The organism is Streptococcus sp. ELY_90 (assembly GCF_058314475.1).
In genome coordinates, this window is the sequence record NZ_JBZFUJ010000016.1 from 1 (window position 1) to 24,643 (window position 24,643).

Here is a 24,643-nt window from a genome sequence, read left to right on the forward strand (position 1 = left end):
ATGATGGCAGGAAAGCCTTTTTATTTTGGTCAAATTCAAGTAAATGCCTTAGTTATTGTCACCTCAGGACATACTTTCTGGAGAATTTTAAAAAAAGACAAACCTCCAAAAAGAAGTTTGTCTTCAGTCTGAACCCTGCCCGTACGGGCAGGGTTTTTAGACTGGGCTATAATTATTTTACAGCGTCTTTAAGAGCTTTACCAGCTTTGAATGCCGGAACTTTAGAAGCTTTAATTTCGATTTCGTCACCTGTTTGAGGGTTGCGACCTTTGCGTGCTGCACGTTCGCGAACTTCAAAGTTACCAAAACCGATAAGTTGCACTTTTTCACCTTTTGCAAGGTAGTCAGATACTGCTGAAAATACAGCATCAACTGCTGCAGCTGAATCTTTCTTAGTCAATTCAGTAGCTTCAGCAACTTTTGCGATCAAATCTTGTTTGTTAGCCATTTAACAAATCCTCCAATAATTTTATAAGCCTTATAGGCTTTAACAGATTCTATCATACCTAAAAAACCTAGATAGGTCAAGTATTTAATGCCTTTTTACCGATTTTTCTTTAAAATATCAAAGTTTATTTCATCAGTCGCTAGATTGATGGCTGTCGATTTCAAATAAAGGCCGCTGTCATTGTCAATCGCTTGCAGATTAATGTTGACAACAGATTTCTTAGGAAGAATTTCAACAAAGTCCGGCAGCTTGTAGCTGGATTTGATATAGCTGAGCACCTCAGCTTCCGGTAAAGGCAGGTTGCCCACCGACATTGATGTTACTTTAAGCTGAATAGCTCCGCTTTTTAGATGATAAGGCTCAAAATAGATGTAAAGCGGCACTTCCGTTCCCAGAAGTTTATAGCTTCCCTGAAATTCAATGTTCGTGGATGTCAGACGCACATTGTAGCCCATATCTTCAGACTGATAATCATCTAAATAGCTGGTCAGGGTCTGGTTGAGCTCTTCTTTAGTCGTCGTAATAGTGCCGACCTTAATCGGATTTTTTACTGTTTGACTGCTCTTAGTATCACTTGCGGAGCCCCCCGTTACTCGGATGATAATAATGCTCCAAAAAGCAATATTAACAGCCAGCAAAAGCAGGAAAGCCCACTTCCACCAGTTCCTTTTAGTTCCAATTTTTCTTTGTTTCACTGATTTTCTCCATTACTGCTTTTGACATAATCTGATAACCGACATTATTGGGATGGAAACGATCATCTTCGGAAAGAAGATTGTTGGTTATCTGGCCGGAATCACTCTCACTGCTTGGTGCTTCAACAGCCGTCTGACCGCCGTCAACACCCTTATAAAGCAATTCATTAATCGAGACAAAATAAACATTTTTATATTCTGCAGTGACTCTCTGCGTTCCTTCATTCCACTTATCAATAATTTCCTGCATTTGTGTCAAATCAGGAAAATTTAGATAGTAGGGATTGTAGATGCCGACCACGTAGATAGGCAGGTCTTTATTGTCTTGTCTGGCCAGCTCAATAATTTTTCTCAGATGTTTCTGATAAATCTGAGCCGGTTTTGTAAAAGACGATGCTTTCAAATTGGCTAAATCCTTGCGGATAACAGCCATAACATCATTGCCCCCGACTGTCAGCGTCATCAAATTAGCCCTTGTAAGGCTTTTTTGAATTTTTTCTTCTTCTGACATCCGTGTCAAAATCTGCTGGCTGGTATTGCCTGAAACCCCATAATTATTGCTGGCCACATCATAATGGTAGCTCGTCTGCAGCTCTTGTGACAGCAGCGGAATAAAGCCGCCCTGCTCTGTCGTGTCCCCGACGCCTTCTGTCAGAGAATCTCCGATTGCCACATAATTAAACGTCGCCGATTTCTTTATGGACAGCTTGTTTCCCGCATTTTTTAAACCAGCTTCTTGAGTCGGGATTAAAAAGTAAAATAAGAGACCGAAAATAAGAAGGCTTGCAAGAAAAAAAGCAAGTCCTTTAGGAAGTTTTTTATTCATAGTGCACCATCACCGCAAAAGCTCCTTCACCTGTGTGAGTCTGAATGACTGAGCCAGTTTCAAAAACAGCAATTTCCTTTTCAACATAGGCCTGCAGCTTGTCTCTGAGACCATTGGCAAGTTCTGCCGTTCCCGCATACGAAATACCAATCTCAGCGACTTTCCGGTCTTTGATGTGGCTAATGAAACTATCCAGCCATTTGTTGAAAGTCTTATTGCCCCGCCCTTTGGCAACCGGATTTAGAACATGGTCTTTAAGCTCCATGACAACTCTGATATTAAGCAAGGAAGTGATCAGTCCTGTTACACGGCCGATTCTGCCGCCTTTGACAAGGTTCTCCAATGTTGAGACGCCAATGAACAGCTCTGTTTTCTTTTTAACCTCTTCAATCTTGGCTAGAACCTCTTCCAGACTGCTGCCGCTTTTAGCCGCCCGCGCTGCTGCAACAACCTGGAATTTCATAGCCTGATCCGTAAAAGAAGAGTCCAAAACAGTAACATCTGCCCCGGCAATATTGGCTCCCTGGCGCGATGCTTCAACTGTTCCCGATAAGGCGTGAGTAATATGGATGGCAACAATATGCTCTGCACCTTCTTTTAGAAGATGCTCATACGTCTCAGCAAATAAGCCCACAGGCGGCTGGCTGGTTTTAGGAAGTGTCTTGCTGTTTTTAGCCAGCGTGCGAAATTTGCCTTCCTCCTTAAGGTTATTATCGGAATAAATTTCACCGTCAACCATAACCGTTAAAGGGACGACCGTAATATCCAGTTCCTTGACCAATTCAGGTTCGATCGTAATAGACGAATCGGTGACAATTTTAATTTTGCTCATGTTATATCCTGCTTCATTTAAGCTTTCTATTTTTATAGTATCGCTTTTATTATACCAGATAATAGCCTTTTAGGGGAAGTTTTACGGCACAAAAAGTCAGAAAAGTACTCGCTGTTTTTTAATGGTCCATTTTCCCTGCCTGAGAGCTTTTTAGAACTGCTGTTTATTTCCTTAGCAACTCTTTAGCCTGCTCACGGGCAGCCGGTGTAACATTGTCTCCTGCCAGCATCTTGGCAATCTCTTCAACTCTTTCATCCGGGGTCAGAAGACGGACAGTCGAAACAGTTGAGTCCTCGTTGCTTTGTTTTTCAATGAAATACTGATAGTCGCTGATGGCAATGACCTGAGGGAGATGAGAAATGGCCAGAACCTGACCGTGCCGGCCAATTTTATAAATCTTTTGCGCTATGGCCTGCGCCACACGGCCTGATACACCGGTATCAACCTCATCAAAAACAATGCTGATCTTGTCTTCACGGCGGGAAAAAGTTGATTTAATCGCCAGCATCAGCCGGGACAGTTCTCCGCCGGAAGCCACTTTAACCAAAGGTTTGAAGCCTTCTCCCGGGTTTGTGGAAATATAAAACTCGATAGCCTCATTTCCTTCACGGTTGAACTTGCCCTTAGTGAAAACCACTTTGAAATCAGCCTTATCCATGTAGAGGTCCTTTAATTCCTGCTTGATTTCTTTGGATAGGTGCTCTGCAATAGCATGGCGCTTTTGGCTTAACTCTGCTGCTGATGCCAGCAAAGACTGTTCTAAGGTTTTTAATTCTTTTTCAATATCGTCAAAAGACAGATCATTCCCTGTTAGATGGTCATATTCCTTGGCAATATTGGCAAAATAATCCAAGACATCATCTACTGTCCCCCCGTACTTGCGGGTAATCGTGTTAATCGTATCCAGCCGCGCTTCAATCTGAGCTAAGGCACCGGCATCAAAGTCCAGACTGTCCAAAATATCTCCCAAACGCTTGCTGACATCTTCCAAAATATAATAGGACTCGCCGATGCTGTCGGATAATTCCTTATAATCGGTATCGTATTCTTCTAGGCTTTGCAGATCGTTCATGGCAGAGCGGACATTGGCAAGACTGGAAAAATCGTCATTATCCAGCAGGACATAAGCATTGGTCAGGGTATCCACGATGAGTTTGTGATTCATCAGCTTGTCCCGCTCTTTTTGCAGCTTCAGATCTTCGCCTGATTTGAGAGCGGCTGCTTCAATTTCAGCAATCTGATACTCCAGCATCTCAATTCGGGCTTGATGTTCTTTTTCATTTCTGCGCTTATCAAGGACACGTTTACGCAGACTTTTATAGCGGTCAAACAGCTCCTGATAGGTCTTTTTAGCTGTTTGAAAAGCCTCATCGCCAAAGGCATCTAAAAGCTGGATGTGCTTTTGCGGACGCATGAGTTCTTCTTGATCATGCTGACCGTGAATATCAACCAGATACTGCCCAACTGCACGCAGGGTTGCAAGATTCACCATCTGACCGTTGATGCGGCTGATACTGCGGCCGTTTTGCAAAATTTCCCGGCGGATAATCAATTCATCGGAACACTCTATGCCATTATCCTGCAACAGCTCCTCTAAAAACGGATTGGCATCAATGGAAAAAAAGCCCTCGATTTCTGCCTTAGAACTGCCGTGGCGGATAACATCAGTACTGGCTCTGCTCCCCAGCATCATGTTCATAGCATCAATGATAATGGATTTCCCCGCACCTGTTTCACCAGTCAAAACAGTCATACCCTGCTCAAAGCTGAGTGAAATTTCTTTAATAATAGCAAAGTTTTTTATGGCAATTTCTAAAAGCATACTCCCTCCTTTTTTAGTTTATTCTTTCGTCCAAGACTTGATTTCCCGGCGGATTCGGTCGCTGTCTTCAGGACTTTTCGCAAGCAAAAGCAGGCTGTCATCATCAGCAATCAAGCTGAAAATAAGCCCCTCAAACCGTTCGAGCAAGAAACGTTTGAGCAGGTAGCTGGTGCCCGGGACAACATTAATGTGCAGGAAATGGTCCAAACCTGAAATTTTTTCCGACACAGCTTGAACAGAATTTTCTGCTGGCTTGGGCGCAGCGGCTTCTTTTCGGGTATTTCCCTTAGACAGACCGTAAATATAGCGGCCGTTTGCCGTCGGAACCTTAATAATTCCAACTTCGTTAATATCTCGGGAGATGGTTGCCTGTGTTGCCTGCAAACCTTCTTTTTCTAACAGCCCGACCAATTCATTTTGGGTTTCAATCTCATTTTCTAAAACAATTTTTTTGATTAGTTCTAACCGTTCACGTTTTTTCATTCTTTTTAAATTCCTCGTGTGCTTGATCTACAATAGTCTCAATGTCCGGTGCAATCTGATTTTCAGGATGGTCCGACTTTTCTAAATGAGCTAAAAATTCAATATTGCCGTGCCCGCCTTGAATCGGTGAAAAATCTAAGCCCTTAACTGTAAATCCGCAATCTATCGCAAAAGCGCTCACATTTTCTAAGACACTTCTGTGAACCTGCCGATCCCTAACAATCCCGTGTTTGCCAATCAGCTCCCGGCCGGCTTCAAACTGAGGTTTAATCAGTGCAACAACCTGCCCTTTATCCTCTAAAATCTTAAACAGAGCCGGCAGTATCAAAGACAGGGAAATAAAACTAACGTCAATAGACGCAAAAGCCGGCTGACCTTTTGTAAAATCCTTTGGTTTTGCATAGCGAAAATTATATTGTTCCATACTCAGCACGCGCTCATCCTGACGCAGCTTCCATACTAATTGATTGGTTCCGACATCAACCGCATAGACCAGCTTGGCACCATTTTGCAGCATAACGTCCGTAAAACCGCCTGTAGAAGCGCCTATATCAAGTGTTACCAGGCCGTCTACCGAAAGCGAAAAAACAGTCAAAGCTTTTTCCAGTTTAAGCCCGCCGCGACTGACATATTTGAGCTTGTCACCTTTTAATTTCAATTCAGTTGCTGCATCAATTTTTTCGCCGGGCTTGTCATAGCGCTGACCGTTTAAAACAGCCACGACTAAACCGGCCATAACTCCGCGCTTGGCCTGCTCTCTCGTCTCAAAGAGGCCTTGTTTGTAAGCTAAAACATCTACTCTTTCCTTAGGCATGAAGACGCAACCTTTCTATCATCATCTCAATCTGACTGCTGTCAAAGGAGCTTTGTGCAGCAAATGTCTGAAAAATAGCCTGCGCCTGATCGAGAGCATCGTTTAAAATGTCATATGACTTATCTAAGCCTAAAAGACTGGGATAGGTTGATTTTTCGGCAGTTATATCCTTTTGCGGTGTCTTGCCCAGCTGAGCAAAATCAGCTGTCACATCCAAAATATCATCACGCACCTGAAAAGCCAGACCAATCAGTTCACCCGCACGGCGCAGGGTAGCCAAATCTTTTTCGGACAGCTCTGCAATCAGACCGGCAGCAACAAAAGGAAAAGTCAAGAGTTTTCCTGTCTTATTGGCATGAATCTTAGCCAAATCAGCCAAATCAAGCTGAGCATGTTCGCCCTTAATATCCAGCATCTGGCCGCCAACCATACCATCGGTACCCGCAGCCTCAGACAGTTCAGCCGATAAGCTGACCTTAACCTTATCCGGCAAATCTGCTCTGGCTAAAAGACCAAAGGGATCCAGAAAAAGGCTGTCACCTGCTAAAATGGCTGTTGCTTCATCAAATTTTTTATGGCTGGTCAGCTGTCCCCGCCTGTAGTCATCATTATCCATAGCAGGCAGATCATCATGAATGAGGCTGCCTGTGTGGATCATCTCCAGACTTGCCGCAACCTGGTAATGAGCCTTTGTTAAATTCAAACCAAACCCCTGCAGCACCTCCAGAAACAATAAGGGTCTGATCCGCTTGCCGCCAGCATGAATGGAATATAAAACAGCATCAACAAGGTCCTTGGAGACAGCTTTTTGCCCATAGTAGTCCTGCAGGGCTTGATCAATTTTTTTTATTTTCTTATCCACCATCAGTCCATTTCCGCTTGGCTGCCGTCAGCCTGCATCACCTTGACCAGCGTTTTTTCTGCTGATTCCAGAGTCTTTTGCAGATCCTTAGAAAGCACCATTCCCTTTTGAAATTCAGCAATAGCCTCTTCCAGAGGGACGTCACCGTTTTCGAGTTTTCCGACAATTTCTTCTAATTCCTGCAAATTTTCTTCAAATGTTTTCTTCTTGTTCGACATCTTCTACCTCCACTTGAACGTGTCCATCCTTCATTGCCAGACTGAGACGGTCGCCTTTTTTTATTTCCTTGGCGGACTGAATAATATGGCTGTCTTTTTGAACAATCGCATAACCCCGCGCGACAATCCGCTTTGTATCCAGAGACAAAAGCGCATCCTGTGCCTTTTCAAAGCGAGCCAGTTTACTGTCATACTGACTGGTCATATGACTCAAAAGCAAACGCTGGGTCTGTTTTAATTGTTCTTGATAACGATTTATCGTTCCCGACAGATCAACCGACTGCAATCGCTGTCTCAGTAGCCTTTCTTCTCGGTCGTAATAATCGTAGGTCTGCTGCGTTTGTGTCAACAGTCTCGTTTTTAAATGGTCTAATTTTTGAACATAGGCATCATAGAGCCTTTCCGGCTGCCTGAAGATGACAGATTGCTGAAGCTTTCTGACTTTCTCATCTTTTTGCCGAATCAGCCGCATGACCGCCTGATAGGACCGCATCTGCCGTTCCTGCAAAAAAGCAAACAGGTCTGCTTTTGTCACCGGAGTGGCTAATTCTGCTGCTGCCGTAGGAGTAGCTGCCCTGCGGTCTGCTGCAAAATCGGCCAAAGTTGTATCTGTTTCATGCCCGACACTGGAGATGATGGGCAAATGAGAATCAAAGATAGCCTGAACCACTGTTTCTTCGTTAAAAGCCCAGAGATCCTCAATAGACCCGCCGCCGCGGCCGACAATCAGCAAGTCTAAATCTCCATGCTCATTTGCCAGCCAAATATTAGCCGCCACTTCTTGGCTGGCACCTTCTCCTTGCACCTTGGTTGGAAAAAGCAAAATCTCTACTCCGGGAAAGCGGCGCGAAACTGTCGTAATAATATCTCTAATGACCGCACCGCTGGGACTGGTGACAACACCGATTTTTTTCACAAAGCGCGGCAGAGGCTTTTTATGGCGCTCATCAAAATAACCGGCCTCTGTCAGCTTTTTCTTGAGCTGCTCAAACTGAACAGCTAAGGCTCCGATACCGTCCGGCTCTGCTTTTTCAATGATAATGGAATAAGAACCCGATGGTTCATAAAGCTGCACACGCCCAATGACATTGATCTTCATGCCTTCTTCCAGCTCAAAACCCAGTTTTTGATAAATCCCGCTCCACATGGTTGCCTGAATGACAGCCTTTTCATCTTTCAGCGAAAAATACTGATGTTTAGGCCGTTTTCTGAAATTAGAAACCTGTCCGGTTAAGTACACCCGCTCCAAATAAGGGTCGCGGTCAAATTTCAGCTTCAAATACTTGGTCAAAGATGACACCGATAAATACTCAGCCATGGAATTCCTTTCTTAGGATATCGCGCTTGGATCTGCGTCAGCTATCCAAACTGCATAGTACTACAATTATAGCAAAAAATAGAGAATTTAGCAGGTTTTAGACAGGAAAAAAGCTGTCATAAAACTACTGTGACAGCTCCTGGTATATGAAAAATTTTCCTGCTCATACATGTTTTTTAGTTTGAATGATATCTTGCTGCCATAAGCGGCCTTTAATCGTCAGTTCCTGGCAAATTGAACTTGAAAACAAAAAAGAATACGTTTACAATATAAGTTAGAAATGGATGGTTATATGGAAAAAGTTATTATTTTTGATATGGACGGTGTCATTGTTGACTCCGAGTACACCTTTTTTGAAACCAAAACACAGATATTGCGCGATGAAGGGATTGATGCAGACGAATCGTACCAGTATCAGTACATGGGAACAACCTTTGAATTCATGTGGCAGCAAATGAAAGATGAGTTTAACCTGCCAAAATCAGTGGCCGAATACATAGCCGATATGAATGCGCGCCGTGATGCTTTGATGGCACGGGACGGCGTACGGCCAATCAAGGGCGTGCAAACCCTAATCCACTGGCTGAAAGACCATGGCTATCGCTTAGCAGTAGCATCATCGTCACCCTTGAAAGAAATCAGGCGTGCATTGGCAGAGCTTCAGCTGGCAGATTGTTTTGATTATATGGTAACCAGCGAAGAGGTGCCCCATTCAAAACCTGCTCCCGATGTTTTCTTATATGCCGCTCAGCTCTTAAAAGCCCAGCCGACTGAATGCATGGTCATAGAAGATACTAAAAATGGTACTCGGGCTGCCAAAGCTGCCGGTATGTACTGTTTTGGCTTTGCCAATTCGGATTATCCTCGCCAGGATTTAAGCGCAGCTGATCAGCTGATTACAGACTACAGTGATATTTACCAGTATTTAAAAGAATAGGCTGTGCTGATTTTCTACGATGGCAGAGAGCCCTTGCTCAGCTCTTTCATCCACTTTGGCAGTTCTTTGCTGATCCTTGTGGGTAAAACAACATAAGCAGTCCGGGCCAGCGCCTCAGCAACAGCAGAGTGAAGATAGGCTGCTGCTGCGACAGTTTCAAAAAGATCGGATTTAAATTGAGCAGTAAAGCCCGCTATCATACCTGCCAAGGTATCTCCCATACCGCCCGTTGCTTGATAGGGACCGCCGACATGCAGCTCTCCGACACGGTTGCCTTGATAAATTTTCGTTTGATGGGATTTAGCGACTAGGGTGGTTCCTTTTGGAAAACGGGCTAGCGCTGTTTTTGTTTTAGCCTCAGTCTGTTCGGAAATAGCAAGATTAGACAGCCTCTCCCACTCCTTCTGATGAGGGGTGAGAATAATGTTCTTAGTCGGCCATTGAATGCTGTCTTTCTTAGCCAGCAGGTTTAAAGCAGAGCCGTCAATAATCAGGATCTGATGCTTTTTGAGAGACTGCCAAACTAAGTCAAAGGTTTGATGAGCAAGAGTATCCTCAGCCAAACCCGGTCCGATAAGAATCACATCAGCCGCAGCTGTCTGTTCTGACAGGCGGTTTTTTTCTGCCATATCAAAAGCCATAGTCTCAGGCAGATGACTGTGCAGGGCTGTGATATTATCCTTATGTGTCGCAGCCGTAACCAAGCCAGCTCCGCTGTTAACACAGGCAAGAGCTGCCATGATGATGGCACCGCCGTAAGGATAGTTGCCGCCAATTAAAAGAACACGGCCAAAAGTCCCCTTGTGACTTTCAAGAGGACGCGGCTGAATAATTTTTTGAGCTAGTTTTTCATCAATTATCATTTTCCCACACTTCTAAGAGCAGCTTGATAGGTTTGTTCCAAAAGCATAGTGATGGTCATAGGACCCACACCTCCCGGAACCGGCGTAATCAGACTGGCAACTTGGGCGACTTCATCAAATTTAACATCCCCAACTAACTTGCCCTTATCATCACGGTTCATGCCGACATCAATCACGACTGCGCCATCTTTGACAAAATCCTTGCTTACAAAATTGCCCTGACCGATAGCAACGATCAGCACATCTGCTTGTCTTGCCACCTGAGCAAGGTGACGTGTCCGCGAATGCGTTAGAGTAACCGTTGCATTTTTATCCAGCAATAATTGTGCCATCGGCTTTCCGACAATATTTGAGCGGCCAATAATCACCGCATGCTTGCCTTCAAGATCCACCTGATAAGCGCTCAGCATTTCCATGATGCCCGCCGGTGTGCATGGAACCATAACCGGTCTGCCGCTCCACAAATGGCCTGTATTCATAGGATGAAAGCCATCAACATCCTTATGCGGATCAATAGCCAGAATAATCTTTTTATCATTAATATGAGCAGGAAGGGGCAGCTGAACCAAAATACCGTGAATTGACGGATCTTGATTATAATTGTCAATCACATCAATTAATTCTTCTTCGCTGATGGCATCTAACAGGCGTACTGTCTCGCTTTTAAAACCCGCTTTCTTAGCGGCGCGTTCTTTGTTGCGGACATAAACCTGGCTGGCCGGATTATCTCCAACTAAAATCACTGCCAGCCCCGGAACAAGATTGTATTTTTCCTGCATGCGCGCAACTTTCTCAGCCAGCTGCGTCTGCATCTGCTGTGCTAAGGCTTTACCGTCAATAATATCTGTCATCTTTTTCTCCTGAAATAAAACTAAATCTATTATATCAAAAAAAGAGAGCCGCAGCCTCTCTTTTTCTTATATTTAAATCTTATAAGCCGTTCAAAGGGCTACTTTTTCCGGCAAAAGATTCTGCTAGTTCGATTTAGCTGATTTCTTCATTTCCTCTTTGATGGGGCAGGCACAGCTGCAATCCCCACAGGAACCTTTTTGTTTCAGATAGCGGCGCATGCCCAAAAAGACAGCGCCCGCAATCAGCAGGGCAATAATAATCGTTGACATCTGATTCTCCTTTATCAGTCGTGAATGAGACCTAAATTGTCCAAAGTAATGATTTCTTCTTTAATTTGACGCGGTTTTCTCATAATGAAGTAAAGCATGACTGCAAACACTGCAGCAGCTACGCCGGTCCAAAGGGAGAAAGGTTTGCCATAAAAAGACACAAGCCCCACTTGATAAATAAGGAGACTGACCAGATAGGCAAGACCGGTTTGAAAACCAATTGCCGCTAAGGTCCACTTGAGATTCCCCATTTCCCGCCGGATCGCTCCGATAGCCGCAAAGCACGGCGCACACAGCAGATTAAAGGTTAAAAAGGAATAGGCAGCAAGAGCTGTGTAATCCCCTTGAAGACTGGTCCAAAGCGCATGTGTGGTTTCTGTCGCATTAGGATTATGGTAGAGAATGCCAAAGGTTGCTACAACCGTTTCCTTAGCTGCAAGACCGGTAATAGCCGCTACTGCTGCCTTCCAGTTGCCAAAGCCAAGCGGTGTGAAAATCCATGCCAGCAGATGGCCCAGACCAGCCAAGATACTGTTTTCCGTATCAACGGCCTGAAAGGCAAAATTATAAGAACTCATAAACCAGATTAAGACCGTTAAGCTGAAAATAATGGTTCCCGCGCGCTTGATGAAGCTCATGGCTTTGCCAAAGGCATAACGCAGGACAGCGTCAGCTTTTGGCAGGTGATAACCGGGCAGCTCCATAATGAAAGGACTGGTATAGCCGCCGAGAAAACTCGTTTTCTTAAGCGCAATCCCTGATAAAATAATAGCAGCCATTCCCAGAAAATAAGCACTGGGAGCAATCCAAGGATTATGCGGGAAAAAGGCTCCTGCAATCAAGGCGATAATGGACAGCTTGGCCGAACAGGGCATGAAAGTTGCTGTCATGATGGTGATACGCCGATCACGTTCATTTTCAATGGTTCGGCTGGCCATGATCCCGGGAACTCCGCAGCCTGTTGAAATCAACATGGGAATAAACGATTTGCCCGAAAGGCCGAAACGCCTGAAAATCCGGTCCATAACAAAGGCAATCCGGCTCATATAGCCGATATCTTCTAAAATTCCCAGACAGACAAAAAGAACAAATATTTGCGGCAGAAAACCGAGCACTGTCCCAACACCGGCTACAATACCGTCAATAATCAGCGACTGCAGCCAAGCTTCTACTTTTAAACTCTCCAGAATCCCAGCCACAAAATCAGGAACATATTTGCCAAATAGTACATCATTGACCCAATCGGTGCCGATAGTCCCCACCGTTTGAATAGACAGGTAGTAAACCAAAAACATGACAGCCGCAAAAATCGGCAGTGCCAAGATCCGATTGGTTACGACCTTGTCAATCTTGTCAGATACAGACATCTTAAAGTCGCTGCTTTGACTTTGAGCCATCTGGCTGACACGTTCAATAAAGGCATAGCGCTGATTGATCACAATCGATTCTGAGTCCTCTGTGAAGATTTCCTCTGTGATTTGGATAATGTCTTGAATCTCTTTCTTTTGAAAGGCAGATAAATCAAGCTCTTCTTCAACCAAACGATCACGCTCAAACAGCTTTATAGCGTAGAACCGCTGAGAACGCTCGGGAACCGTCTGGCCGAGAACTTCTGTAATCTGAGCAATGGCCGCCTCAAATTTAGCATCATAGGTTGGGTACTGAATGCTGTCAACACTGGTTTTAGTTGTTTGGCTGGCTTTTTTAAGAGCCTTGTCAATACCAGTATTTTTCAAAGCACTGGTAGCAACAACCGGAACTCCCATCTGATAAGCTAATTTTTCGACACTGATTAGTTTTCCCTGACTTTTTAAAACATCACTCATATTTAGCGCAATTGTTACTGGAATACCCGTTTCAATCAGCTGGGTTGTCAAATACAGATTTCTTTCCAAGTTTGTCGCATCAACGACATTTAAGATAGAATCCACATGGTTGCTGAGCAGGTAATCACGCGCCACTTTTTCTTCCGGACTGTAAGGAGACATGGAATAAATCCCTGGTAAGTCCTGTACCGTGACATCTTTTAGTTTTCTGACTTGCCCGCTTTTACGCTCAACCGTTACGCCCGGCCAGTTTCCAACATGCTGGCGGGTGCCTGTCAGCAAATTAAAAAGACTGGTCTTTCCGCTGTTGGGATTGCCAATCAAAGCAATTTCTGTCATCTTTCCTCCTATCCATCTATCTTGACAACGCTGATCATCTGCGCTTCAGATTTTCTAAGCGTCAGCTCATAGCCGCGCAGGCTAATTTCTATCGGATCTCCCAAAGGAGCTACCTTGCGGAGATAAACCTTGGTATGACGGGTCAGTCCCATATCCATTAAACGGCGTTTGGCCTCATTGACAGCAAAAATATTATCAATACAGGCAAACTGCCCTACCGGCAGCTCTGATAAGGGCAGCGTCTCTGCCTTTTCCTTATCTTCGCTGACATCTATTTTAGCCAAAATGGAGTCATCAAAAGCAAGACGGCTTGATTTTAACATGACAATAGCACTGGATTTTGTCTTTGAAATCAATTCAACCCGGCCGCCAACCTTTAAGCCCAGATTAGAAAGATGCCTTATGCTGGCTTCCGGCAGATTGATACTGACAATCTTGTAAGGAATATTGGGACGTGCATCTTGCAGAATCAAATTTTTGACCTCCATTAATATTCTTGATAAAATTAAAAATTTTACACCCTCAGTATACCATAATTTGGCAATTTCTGACACCTTGAAATAAACTGATTAAGCGCAGCAAGGCTAACAAAAGAGCGCTTTTACAGACCTGTATCTGCTAAAATATCCTGCCGCTGAATTATTATCGGTCTGCCGTTTCTAAGCGTAAAAAAACCGGAAGAATCACTTCCGGCTCCTGTTCACTGGCTTATAAGACTTTTCCCAAGAAATCCTTGGTGCGTTCTTCTTTAGTATTTTCAAAGACAGCCTCAGGCGATCCTTCTTCAACAATGACACCGTCATCCATAAAGATAACACGGTCAGCAACTTCACGTGCAAAGCCCATTTCATGCGTAACGATTGCCATGGTCATGCCTGATTTAGCCAAATCCTGCATAACACCCAGCACTTCACCAACCATTTCCGGATCAAGGGCTGAAGTCGGTTCATCAAATAAAAGGACATCCGGATCCATAGCTAATCCGCGCGCGATAGCAATACGCTGCTGCTGCCCTCCTGAAAGACTTGAAGGGTAGGCATCAGCCTTGTCCCGCAAGCCGACCTTATCCAAGAGCTGATAGGCTTTCTCTTCGGCTTCAGCCTTGCTGAGTCCTCTCGTTTTAATCGGAGACAATGTGATATTGCCAAGAACAGTCATATTAGGAAAGAGGTTAAACTGCTGAAAGACCATTCCCATCTTCTCACGCATTTTGAAAATATCATTGGTCTTATCTGTGATATCCACACCCTCAAAGGTAATATGTCCCTTAGTTGGTATTTCCAAAAGATTCATGGTCCGCAAAAACGTTGATTTCCCGGAACCCGACGGACCAATGATCACCAGAACTTCTCCTTGTTTGATATCAAGGTCAATTCCTTTGAGGACTTCATTTTTACCGAAAGATTTGTGCAGATTTTTAATACTGATGAGTGTTTCTGACATTAGCTGTCTCCTTTACCAAAGCGGTTTTCAAGTGATTTGACCAGTGCTGACATCAGTGTCGTCACCATCAAATAATAAAAGGCTCCAAATAAAAGCGGGGTCAAAGGCAGATAGGTTGCCGTCACAACTGACTGAGCACCGTTCCACAGCTCCATAACACCGATGGTTTGTAAAAGTGAGCTGTCCTTGATAATGGTGATAAATTCATTACCCAAAGCCGGCAAGATATTTTTAAAAGCCTGCGGCAAAATAACATAACGCATGGCATTGACCGGTTTAATTCCCAGCGAATACGCAGCTTCCAGCTGTCCTTTGGGCACCGCTTCGATACCGGCACGGACAATTTCTGAAATATAAGCACCGCTGTTCAGCGATAAAACGATAATCCCCGGCAAAAGCCGTGAAAAATCCAAATCCAAAACACCGAATTTGACAATAGGCATATTGGCAAAGTGCAAAACGACAAAAGAAATCATGATCTGAACAACCATAGGCGTTCCGCGGAAAATCCAGACATAAAAGGACACCAGCCAATTTAAAAATTTAATATTGCTGCGTTTAATCAAGGCCACCAAAACACCGATAATGGTCCCGAAAAATACTACGCATGCCGAGATCATGATGGTAACAAGCACCCCATAATTAAAATAAGCCCAATACTTGGGTAAAAATGAAAAATCCATTGATTACTCCTCTAAAATGATATGAAATATTATATTATAATTTGAATAAAAATACAAGCCATCTTCCGGCGCTTTTGCCAAATATCAGCAGCTGCCGCAAAGCAGACTAGTAAAAACTAAAAAACAGACCGATAGTTTTTATACAGGTCCCTGCTTTCTTAATTGAGCAGGAAAAACAAAGCTTAGCCGGATCTATTGTAAGAACCCCTTGCTTTTAGCTGCAGTTATTCCTGCTAAATACAAATTAAGAGGTTAGGAATTGTCTCCCAACCTCTCTTTGTGATTGTATGATTAGTAGAGTAAATCGTAAATTTCCATAGCGATGAGATCAATACTGTCAAACGTATAAGTCTCACGCGCTGCAACATCCCGCAGGGTAAACACAGGACCGTTTTCCGGATCATTATTAAATGAAACTTCAGCAACAACAGCGCCGTCACGCTCAAAATGGCGTTTCAAATTACTGTCATCAGTCGTCATCAATTCTAAACGATTAATAATTCTCACTAAATGTGATTCCATGATATTCTCCTATTCGTTTTTTAACTCTTCTTATTTTAACACAAATAAGGCAAAAAAACAGTAAAATCATTCATTTTAGATATTTTTTAGGGATTGATACATGATGGCTTTGATAGAATGAAGACGATTTTCAGCTTCCTGAAAAATAACCGGGCTGTATTTCTGGAAAAGAGCATCTGTAATCTCAAGTTCTTTATAGCCATACTGCTCATAAATAGTCTGACCTATTTCGGTATTGGTATCATGAAAAGCAGGCAGGCAATGTAAAACAATTGCTTCAGCATTAGCCGCCTTATCGAGCAACGATTGGTTGATCTGGTAGTCCATCAACAAATCAATTCTTGCCTTGAAATCCACCTCTTCTCCCATTGAGACCCAAACATCAGTATAAAGAATATCAGCACCCTTTACTGCCGTAGTGTCATCTGTAATGGTAATGTCTCCTCCTGTCTGGTGCTGCTGAGCCAGAGCAACAATCTCCGCTTTCGGCTGCAGGGCTTTGGGAGCAATGATCTTTACATTAATTCCTAAGATAGCCGCAGTCACCAGCAGGGAATTAGCAACATTGTTGCGGCCGTCTCCCAAATAGGCCAGTGTCAGGCCATCTAATTGACCAAAATGCTCTTTGACTGTCATAAAATCAGCTATCATCTGGGTTGGATGCCAGGTATCTGTCAAACCATTCCACACAGGAACCCCTGAAAATTCAGCCAGCATCTCCACATGTTCCTGCTTAAAGCCGCGGTACTCGATGCCATCAAACATGGAACCCAAGACCTTAGCCGTGTCAGCAACCGACTCTTTTTTTCCTAACTGTATCTCATTGCTGCCCAAATAGGTCACATTCATTCCCAAATCCTGACCGGCAACAGTGAAGGCACTTCTGGTTCGCGTTGAGGTTTTCTCAAAAATAAGAGCAATATTTAAACCGTCCAAATAGTTATGAGGAATTCTTTCCTTTTTTAATTTTTTAAACTGTAGAGAAAGGTCAATAAGAGCTTCCAGTTCTTCTTTCGTATAATCTATCTCTTTTAAAAATGATTTTGTGGCTGTCATTTGAATCTCCTTGTATTTTTATACTATATTTTTACATTTTTATTCATAATTGTCAAGTTTCTTTTTTAAATGCTTAAGCTCAGCAAATGCTGTATGACAATCCCTTATCTAAACTTTATCAAAGGTTTAACTTTCAATCTTTTTACTTGATTTATGTTTAAATGGTGCTATAATTAACATATAAAGTTTGACCATTATTGACCAAATGTTTTAATAGTCAAAACTTGTATTCTACGACGAAAGAGGTAGCCATTATGCTCTGTCAAAATTGTAATTTAAATGAAGCGACTATCCACTTGTATACGAGTGTGAACGGTCAGCAAAAGCAGGTTGATCTCTGCCAAAATTGCTATCAAATTATGAAAACAGATCCTGAAAACAGCTTTTTAAATAATCTTTCCCATCAAAATTCTTCATCAATGAATCCTTTCTTTGATGATTTCTTTGGGGATTTAAATAATTTCCGAGCCTTCAATCAGGACCTGCCTAATTCTCCGCAGACTCAGTCCGGCGGCGGCAATGGCGGCAACGGAAACAATCGGCGCCCCGGCGGCCCTCGCCAGCAGGCTCCTCAACGGCCAAACGGGCTGCTTGAAGAATTTGGTATCAATTTAACCGATATTGCCCGCAAGGGTGAAATTGATCCTGTTATCGGCCGTGATGAAGAAATTACGCGGGTTATTGAAATTCTTAACCGCCGAACCAAAAACAATCCGGTTCTCATCGGAGAACCCGGTGTCGGTAAAACTGCGGTTGTCGAAGGCCTTGCTCAAAAAATTGTTGACAATGCTGTCCCTCAAAAACTGCAGGGCAAAAATGTCATCCGCCTAGATGTCGTCAGTCTCGTTCAAGGTACAGGGATCAGAGGGCAGTTTGAAGAACGGATGCAAAAACTGATGGAAGAAATCCGTCAGCGCAAAGATGTCATTCTCTTTATTGATGAAATTCATGAAATTGTCGGTGCCGGTTCTGCCGGTGACGGCAACATGGATGCCGGCAACATTTTGAAACCTGCTCTGGCTCGCGGAGAGCTCCAGCTGGTCGGTGCGACAACACTCAATGAATACCGAATCATTGAAAAAGATGCCGCACTGGAACGCCGGATGCAGCCTGTCAAGGTTGATGAACCTAGTGTTGAAGAAACAATCACCATTCTCAAAGGCATTCAGCCGAAATATGAAGATTATCACCATGTCAAATATACTGACGAGGCCATTGAAGCAGCTGCTACTCTGTCTAACCGCTATATTCAGGACCGCTTCCTGCCGGACAAGGCTATTGACCTGCTGGACGAATCCGGTTCTAAGATGAATTTGACCCTTAATTTTGTAGATCCTAAAGAAATCGATCACCGCTTGGCTGAAGCTGAAAATCTCAAGGCTCAGGCAACCCGTGATGAAGATTATGAAAAAGCAGCCTACTTCCGCGATCAGATCGCTAAATATAAGGAAATGCAGTCTGCTAAGATTGATGAACAAAACACACCAATCATCACAGAAAAAAATATTGAAGCCATCGTTGAGCAAAAGACAAACATTCCGGTTGGTGAACTCAAAGAAAAAGAACAGTCTCAATTAATCCATCTGGCGGATGATTTAAAACAGCACGTTATCGGACAGGATGCAGCTGTTGACAAGATTGCTAAAGCCATCCGCCGCAACCGCGTAGGATTGGGTACACCTAACCGGCCAATCGGCAGCTTCCTCTTCGTGGGACCTACCGGTGTCGGTAAGACCGAACTGTCTAAGCAATTAGCTATTGAGCTCTTTGGATCTGCGGACAGCATGATTCGCTTTGATATGAGTGAGTACATGGAAAAACACGCTGTCGCTAAACTGGTCGGAGCTCCTCCGGGATATGTAGGCTATGAAGAAGCCGGACAGCTGACAGAAAAAGTCCGCCGCAATCCTTACTCTCTCATCTTGCTTGATGAAGTTGAAAAAGCCCATCCGGATGTCATGCACATGTTCCTGCAAGTCTTGGATGACGGCCGCTTGACAGACGGTCAGGGCCGCACGGTCAGCTTCAAGGATACTATCATCATCATGACTTCCAATGCCGGTACAGGAACAGCTGAAGCCAGTGTTGGTTTTGGTGCCAGCCGAGAAGGCCGGACAAATTCTGTTCTGGGTGAATTGGGCAACTTCTTCAGTCCTGAATTTATGAACCGTTTCGACGGTATCATTGAGTTCCAAGCACTGAGCAAGGATAACCTGCTTAAGATCGTTGACCTGATGCTGGATGATGTTAATAATCGTTTGTCAGTTAATGACATTCACCTTGATGTTACGGACAAGGTCAAGGAAAAACTGGTTGATCTTGGCTATGATCCAAAAATGGGTGCAAGACCGCTTCGCAGAACTATTCAAGATTACATTGAAGATGCTATTACCGACTTCTACCTTGAAAATCCTGATCAAAAGAACTTAAAAGCTGTCCTGACCAGCAAAGGCGCTATCAGCATCAAGCCTGCCAATAATAAAGTGGAAACAGTAGCCAATACTGCTTCAGAATCGGAATAACGTCATAAGAGGCTGGGGTCAGACAAAATCCCAGCCTCTTATTTTATAGGGAATAGCTTGCGGCTTCTGGTCTTTTCTTGAATTTCTCATTATCTTGACCTTTCTTTTCCAAACGCACTAGGCAAAGAAATCGTTTTTTAGTATAATAATAAGCAATATTGACATGATTATTTGGAGGGAGACAACATGAACCATCCAACTTTCGGCGAAAAAAAAGCAGACGTCCATTACAAAGAACGCTTTGGGGTTTATGCAGTGATTGCTGATCCCAGTCAAGAGAAAATTATTCTTGTTCAGGCGCCAAACGGAGCTTGGTTTTTACCGGGCGGTGAAATCGAAAAAGGAGAAAATCAGCTGCAGGCTTTGGAACGAGAACTCCTTGAAGAATTGGGATTTACCGCTGTTATCGGCCGGTACTATGGTCAGGCAGATGAATATTTTTATTCCAGTCACAGGAATACTTATTTTTACAATCCTGCTTATATTTATGAGGTAACAAGTTTTACCAAGGTTGGCAAGCCTCTTGAAGATTTCAATCATCTGGCCTGGTTTTCTCTGGCAGAAGCCAGGGAAAAATTAAAACGCGGCAGCCACAAATGGGGCATTGACTGCTGGCAAAAAGAGCACCAGAAAAACTAAATTCAGATAACATTTCGCCTCAAATCATGCTATAATATTATTACGACACTACTACAGGAGGAAAGTTATGAGATTGATCAACACGACCAGCAGCCACCAGCGCTTGGTAAAAAATCAGCTGCAGCATACAGATGCGACACTTGTTGAAACTTATTCAGCCGGCAATACTGATGTTATTTTTACCCAGGCCCCTAAACATTATGAACTCTTAATTTCAAATAAACATCGTGCTATTAAAGACAGTGAAATTGAAGCTATCCGAGAATTTTTCCTCAAGCGTAAAATCGATAAAAATATTATTCTTTTAGATCAGTTAAAAACCCTGCATACAGCAAATCTGATCGAGATTTCCATTCCGATAATTAGCTAGTCAAGTCAGAAACAGTTGTTTCTGGCTTTTTTCTTTGGGACTGCAACGGCACATTTAGATAAAAAAAGACTTGGTTCTCATCTTCATTAACTGAAGATAGTCTCCAAGTCTTTTTCATTATTTACTTTCAAATCCTTGAGCAACAGCTTCTGGGAAATGTTCCTCTAAAATAGCTGCACAGTGATCACAAACAACCGCATTATAAGAGCGTTCTTTAACACTTTCATCCACACGGCGGCAGCGATCGCAGACGTCACCGTGAGCATGCTCAACAGTAAATGCCACATCATCAAAAGCAAGTGCCGACGCTGGTGCTGCTTCTCGTGTTACAGTTAACTGTGATACAATAAGCAGCTGAGCCACATCACTGTCAAGAGCCGTAAGAAGATCATAGACTTCTTCGCTGGCGTAGACAGTTAAATGCGCTTCGAGAGATTTACCAATAATCTTCGCATTGCGGGCTTCTTCAAGTGCTTTTTGCGCCTGGTCGCGAAGTGACATGAAAGCATCCCAGGTATCCAAGATTTCATCTTGATTGGTAAAATCTTCTGCTGCAGGCATTTCTGCCAGCTGCACAAATTCTTCCTCTTCATGTTCAAGGTAGGACCAAATTTCTTCGCTGGTATGCGGCAGAATCGGTGTCAGCAGTTTTGTAATCTTAACCAAAATATCGTAGAAGACCGTCTGCATTTGACGCCGAGCCAAGCTGTCTGCTGCTTCAATATAAACCACATCTTTGGCAAAATCAAGGTAGAAGGCTGACAGATCAACCGTCACAAAATTAACAACAGCCTTGTAAATAGCCATAAAGTCATAGTCTTTGTAAGCTTGTTTGACAGCTGCTACAAGTTTGTTAAACTTGATGGTCATGTATTTGTCAACCGAACGAAGATCAGCAAAGCTAATCTTATCTGTGTGCGGATTAAAATCAGCTGTGTTGGCAAGCAGGAAGCGAAGAGTATTTCTGATCTTACGGTAGGTTTCTGATACCTGACCTAATATTTCCATAGATACCCGCACATCGCTGTCAGTATCAACAGAAGCTACCCACAAACGAAGAATTTCAGCACCGTATTGCTTAGCTACGTCACTTGGTGAAATGATATTACCCTTTGATTTGGACATCTTTTCACCCTTACCATCAAGCACAAACCCTTGAGACAGAACTGATTTATAAGGAGCATGGCCATTAACGGCAACGGAAGTAATCAAGGAAGAGTTGAACCAGCCGCGGTATTGGTCGCTCCCTTCCAGATAGAGATCAGCAGGGTAGGCAAGCTCTTGGCGCGTATTTAGGACACCATTCCAAGAGGAGCCTGAATCGAACCAAACGTCCATAATATCTGTTTCTTTGGTGAATGCTCCATTAGGCGATCCCGGATGGGTGAAACCTTGAGGCAGCAGGTCTTTGGCATCACGCTGCCACCAGATAACAGAACCGTATTTTTCAAACAAATCGGCAACATGATCTGTAACTTCCTTAGTCATAATGGCTGTTCCATCTTCCGCATAAAAGATAGGAAGCGGCACACCCCAGGCACGCTGACGGGAAATTACCCAGTCACCGCGGTCACGAATCATATTGTAAAGACGTGTCTTACCCCAAGAAGGATAAAAATTGACCTTGTCAATCTCATCAAGAATATCCTGACGGAATTTTGAAACCGACGCAAACCACTGCGGTACTGCCCGCCAGATAATTGGTTTTTTGGTTCTCCAGTCAAATGGATAAGAGTGAGTGATGACCTCAGAAGCAAGCAGCAAGTCGCCCAATTTTTCTTTGACAGTCGGCAGAACCTTATCATAGAACTGTCCTTTGAAATCAGGGCCGGCATTTTCCATCATAATACCGCGCTCATCAACAGTAACGACCACTTCAAGACCGTATTTAATCCCTACATTGTAGTCGTCTTCACCAAAGCCGGGCGCTGTATGGACAATTCCGGTACCGGAATCAAGCGTAACATGATCACCGTTCATAACCAATTCTTCTACATCATCATCCCATGGATGGACGGTGACAATGCGATCAAGCTCAATTCCTTTATAAACAGCCAGAGTTTCCGGATTTTCCCAGCCAAAGCGCTCTGATAATTCTGCAAGCAGAGCCTGTGCAACCACAAATTTACGCTCATCATTGGCTGGTTTTACCACTGCATAATCCATATCCGGACCAACGGTCAGTCCGCGGGAAGCCGTAATGGTAAATGGCGTTGTTGTCCAGACAGCAATATAGGTATCTGTATCAAGTACACCTTTGCCATCCTTAACACGATTGGCATAGTAAAGTGACGTTGATTCAATATCATGATACTCAATTTCTGCCTCTGCCAGTGCAGATTCAGATGACCAAGACCAATAAACAGGTTTGGCACCGCGGTAAATGTAACCTTTATCAGCCATGGCTCCAAAGACACGAATCTGAGCAGCTTCATATTCCGGTACCAGGGTCACATAAGGATTCTTCCAGTCACCGGACACTCCCAATCGTTTAAAGTCTTCACGCTGTTTATCAACCTGACTTAGAGCATAGTCACGGCACATCTCCAAATACTCAGCTAAATCAAGCTCTTTGCGCTTAACACCTTTTTTAGCCAGCACCTGCTCAATAGGCAGTCCATGAGTATCCCAGCCCGGAATATACGGCGCCCTAAAGCCAGACATTGATTTAGAACGCACAATAATATCTTTTGAAATTTTATTGAGAGCATGCCCTACATGGATGTTGCCATTGGCATAGGGAGGTCCGTCATGCAGAAAGAAAGACGGCTTGTTGGCATTTAATTCCTGACGTTTCGCATAGATATCTGCCTCATCCCACTCTTTTTGCCACTGTGGCTCTTTGTTGGGCAGTCCCGCACGCATAGGAAAGGGTGTTTTACCAAGGTTAAGCGTTTCTTTTAATTTCATTATAACTCCTTATCTCATTCTTAAATTATTACAGGGACAGCTATCTGCAGCAGCAAAGACACTGTCTGTCATCCAGATAAACATAAAAAAGAACCTTCATCAAAGGACGAAAGTTCGTGGTACCACCTTAGTTCAGACAGACTGTTGTCTGTCCCTCTTAGCTTGTAAGGTAAGCTGAGCCTTCTATCTTAATGATTCAGATAGAAACTAACAAAATGATAAGCCCCAATCAAGGGAGTGCAGGTCTTCCACCATCACCTGCTCGCTGAATCTGTTCATCAGGCCTGTGTTTTTGTTATTCGTTAATATTCAATTTAAAGGTTTGTGTCTCGTTCAGATTGAGCTCTTCAGGCGTATCCGCTGCAGTTTCATGAGCTGCTTCAATAATAATCGGCTGCTCATTATCCGCTTGCGTTTCTTCTAATTTTTTATTGCTTTCAGCGACACGGCGGTGCAAATCTTCCATCTCTTCCGGAGTAAACTGACGAGTGACATCAATAGGTTCTGTATCTGCAGTATCCGGTACATGTTCACCTAAAACCTGCTCAACAACTTCTTTAAAAGCTGCATCTGAATTTTGCAGATAAACTGCTGTCGGCTGCAAAAGTTCTGTCCATTCCGGAGAATTGGCAAGCGCCAGCTGGCCTTCTACCACAGATAAGAGATGCTGATGGAACACACGGCTTTGGCGTTTGAGTTCTTCTGTTTCAACAGCGATGCGCTTAGCCTCATCCGTAGCATCACGCAGAATTTCATTGGCTTTCGCTTTAGCTGCATCAACCAATTGCTGAGACTCATACGTAGCCTTATTTAAAATATTAGTTGACTCTGTATTTGCTGATGCCTTAACTTTCTCAGCCGTTTCCTGAGCCAAAATCACAGACTGGCTGAGTGATTCTTTCATTTCATCAAAGTAACCCAGTTTGTCTTCTAACTCCTTGATACGGTTGTCTTTTTCACGGTTAGTGCGTACCAACTCTTCATAGTCGTCAACAACAATATCCAAGAACTCTTCCACTTCCTGAGTATTGTAGCCGAACATTTTTGTTCCAAAGGTTTTATCTTTAATTTCAAGTGCTGTAATTGCCATTTTA

At 43.6% G+C, this 24,643-nt stretch carries 24 protein-coding genes and 1 pseudogene; 4 read left to right on the plus strand and 21 right to left on the minus strand.

What is annotated here, in order from left to right; genetic code table 11:
• Positions 1–172: 172 nt before the first annotated feature.
• The 10 genes from AC4HAF_RS08980 to xseA form a co-directional block, all read right to left on the minus strand.
• Positions 173–448, minus strand: a complete 276-nt coding sequence (locus tag AC4HAF_RS08980; protein WP_491097487.1) for an HU family DNA-binding protein — start codon at positions 446–448, stop codon at positions 173–175.
• Between the two features lie 95 nt (positions 449–543).
• Positions 544–1,143, minus strand: coding sequence for a YpmS family protein (locus tag AC4HAF_RS08985; RefSeq protein WP_491091500.1), 600 nt, complete (start codon positions 1,141–1,143; stop codon positions 544–546).
• Entirely contained in the window at positions 1,118–1,969 is an 852-nt protein-coding gene (locus AC4HAF_RS08990) for an SGNH/GDSL hydrolase family protein (RefSeq protein ID WP_491097488.1), read from the minus strand. The genes AC4HAF_RS08985 and AC4HAF_RS08990 overlap by 26 nt, the downstream gene beginning before the upstream one ends.
• Positions 1,962–2,801, minus strand: coding sequence for a DegV family protein (locus tag AC4HAF_RS08995; protein WP_491097489.1), 840 nt, complete (start codon positions 2,799–2,801; stop codon positions 1,962–1,964). Before AC4HAF_RS08995 ends, AC4HAF_RS08990 begins: the two co-directional genes overlap by 8 nt.
• Before the next feature lie 163 nt (positions 2,802–2,964).
• Positions 2,965–4,623, minus strand: a complete 1,659-nt coding sequence (gene recN / locus AC4HAF_RS09000; protein WP_491097490.1) for a DNA repair protein RecN — start codon at positions 4,621–4,623, stop codon at positions 2,965–2,967.
• A gap of 18 nt (positions 4,624–4,641) precedes the next feature.
• Positions 4,642–5,106, minus strand: coding sequence for an arginine repressor (locus AC4HAF_RS09005; RefSeq protein ID WP_491097491.1), 465 nt, complete (start codon positions 5,104–5,106; stop codon positions 4,642–4,644).
• A complete protein-coding gene (locus AC4HAF_RS09010) occupies positions 5,093–5,920 on the minus strand; it encodes a TlyA family RNA methyltransferase (protein WP_491097492.1) in 828 nt (275 codons plus the stop codon). Before AC4HAF_RS09010 ends, AC4HAF_RS09005 begins: the two co-directional genes overlap by 14 nt.
• Entirely contained in the window at positions 5,913–6,782 is an 870-nt protein-coding gene (locus AC4HAF_RS09015) for a polyprenyl synthetase family protein (protein ID WP_491097514.1), read from the minus strand. The genes AC4HAF_RS09010 and AC4HAF_RS09015 overlap by 8 nt, the downstream gene beginning before the upstream one ends.
• Before the next feature lie 2 nt (positions 6,783–6,784).
• The gene (locus AC4HAF_RS09020; protein WP_491091506.1) at positions 6,785–7,000 is read right to left on the minus strand and encodes an exodeoxyribonuclease VII small subunit; all 216 of its coding nucleotides are present in this window, start codon (positions 6,998–7,000) and stop codon (positions 6,785–6,787) included.
• Positions 6,975–8,318: an exodeoxyribonuclease VII large subunit gene (gene xseA / locus AC4HAF_RS09025; protein WP_491097493.1), complete on the minus strand. Its 1,344-nt coding sequence runs from the start codon at positions 8,316–8,318 to the stop codon at positions 6,975–6,977. Before xseA ends, AC4HAF_RS09020 begins: the two co-directional genes overlap by 26 nt.
• Positions 8,319–8,610: 292 nt before the next feature.
• On the opposite strand from xseA, the gene AC4HAF_RS09030 reads away from it, so the two are divergent.
• Positions 8,611–9,255 (plus strand): HAD family hydrolase, encoded by a 645-nt coding sequence (locus tag AC4HAF_RS09030; RefSeq protein WP_491097494.1) that lies wholly within the window; start codon positions 8,611–8,613, stop codon positions 9,253–9,255.
• 14 nt (positions 9,256–9,269) lie between these two features.
• Here the strand turns inward: AC4HAF_RS09030 and AC4HAF_RS09035 are convergent, their stop codons facing one another.
• The 9 genes from AC4HAF_RS09035 to argF all read right to left on the minus strand — a co-directional run bounded on the left by AC4HAF_RS09035 (position 9,270) and on the right by argF (position 17,108).
• Positions 9,270–10,118, minus strand: coding sequence for an NAD(P)H-hydrate dehydratase (locus AC4HAF_RS09035; protein WP_491097495.1), 849 nt, complete (start codon positions 10,116–10,118; stop codon positions 9,270–9,272).
• Positions 10,115–10,969: a bifunctional methylenetetrahydrofolate dehydrogenase/methenyltetrahydrofolate cyclohydrolase gene (locus tag AC4HAF_RS09040; protein ID WP_491097496.1), complete on the minus strand. Its 855-nt coding sequence runs from the start codon at positions 10,967–10,969 to the stop codon at positions 10,115–10,117. The genes AC4HAF_RS09035 and AC4HAF_RS09040 overlap by 4 nt, the downstream gene beginning before the upstream one ends.
• 123 nt (positions 10,970–11,092) lie before the next feature.
• Positions 11,093–11,239: a FeoB-associated Cys-rich membrane protein gene (locus AC4HAF_RS09045; RefSeq protein ID WP_491097497.1), complete on the minus strand. Its 147-nt coding sequence runs from the start codon at positions 11,237–11,239 to the stop codon at positions 11,093–11,095.
• A gap of 14 nt (positions 11,240–11,253) precedes the next feature.
• On the minus strand, positions 11,254–13,404 hold the full coding sequence (gene feoB / locus AC4HAF_RS09050) for a ferrous iron transport protein B (protein WP_491097498.1): 2,151 nt from the start codon (positions 13,402–13,404) through the stop codon (positions 11,254–11,256).
• Positions 13,405–13,412: 8 nt separating this feature from the next.
• A complete protein-coding gene (locus tag AC4HAF_RS09055; protein WP_491097499.1) occupies positions 13,413–13,877 on the minus strand; it encodes a FeoA domain-containing protein in 465 nt (154 codons plus the stop codon).
• 235 nt (positions 13,878–14,112) lie between these two features.
• Complete coding sequence (locus tag AC4HAF_RS09060; protein ID WP_491091513.1) at positions 14,113–14,847, minus strand: amino acid ABC transporter ATP-binding protein; 735 nt, start codon at positions 14,845–14,847, stop codon at positions 14,113–14,115.
• Positions 14,847–15,530, minus strand: coding sequence for an amino acid ABC transporter permease (locus tag AC4HAF_RS09065; protein WP_491091514.1), 684 nt, complete (start codon positions 15,528–15,530; stop codon positions 14,847–14,849). The genes AC4HAF_RS09060 and AC4HAF_RS09065 overlap by 1 nt, the downstream gene beginning before the upstream one ends.
• Positions 15,531–15,821: 291 nt before the next feature.
• Positions 15,822–16,052 (minus strand): DUF1797 family protein, encoded by a 231-nt coding sequence (locus AC4HAF_RS09070; RefSeq protein WP_491091515.1) that lies wholly within the window; start codon positions 16,050–16,052, stop codon positions 15,822–15,824.
• A 75-nt stretch (positions 16,053–16,127) separates the two neighbouring features.
• On the minus strand, positions 16,128–17,108 hold the full coding sequence (gene argF, locus AC4HAF_RS09075; RefSeq protein ID WP_491097500.1) for an ornithine carbamoyltransferase: 981 nt from the start codon (positions 17,106–17,108) through the stop codon (positions 16,128–16,130).
• A 254-nt stretch (positions 17,109–17,362) separates the two neighbouring features.
• Here argF and AC4HAF_RS09080 point away from each other — a divergent pair, with 254 nt between their 5' ends.
• From AC4HAF_RS09080 to AC4HAF_RS09090, 3 genes and pseudogenes are all read left to right on the plus strand, one after another.
• Entirely contained in the window at positions 17,363–19,630 is a 2,268-nt protein-coding gene (locus tag AC4HAF_RS09080; protein WP_491097501.1) for an ATP-dependent Clp protease ATP-binding subunit, read from the plus strand.
• A gap of 163 nt (positions 19,631–19,793) precedes the next feature.
• Positions 19,794–20,269 (plus strand): annotated as a pseudogene (locus AC4HAF_RS09085) (NUDIX domain-containing protein).
• Positions 20,270–20,336: 67 nt separating this feature from the next.
• On the plus strand, positions 20,337–20,639 hold the full coding sequence (locus tag AC4HAF_RS09090) for a DUF1827 family protein (RefSeq protein ID WP_491091518.1): 303 nt from the start codon (positions 20,337–20,339) through the stop codon (positions 20,637–20,639).
• Between the two features lie 117 nt (positions 20,640–20,756).
• On the opposite strand, the gene ileS is transcribed toward AC4HAF_RS09090, so the two are convergent.
• On the minus strand, positions 20,757–23,549 hold the full coding sequence (gene ileS, locus AC4HAF_RS09095) for an isoleucine--tRNA ligase (RefSeq protein ID WP_491097502.1): 2,793 nt from the start codon (positions 23,547–23,549) through the stop codon (positions 20,757–20,759).
• A gap of 295 nt (positions 23,550–23,844) precedes the next feature.
• Positions 23,845–24,639 (minus strand): DivIVA domain-containing protein, encoded by a 795-nt coding sequence (locus tag AC4HAF_RS09100; protein ID WP_491091520.1) that lies wholly within the window; start codon positions 24,637–24,639, stop codon positions 23,845–23,847.
• Between the last annotated feature and the right edge of the window lie 4 nt (positions 24,640–24,643).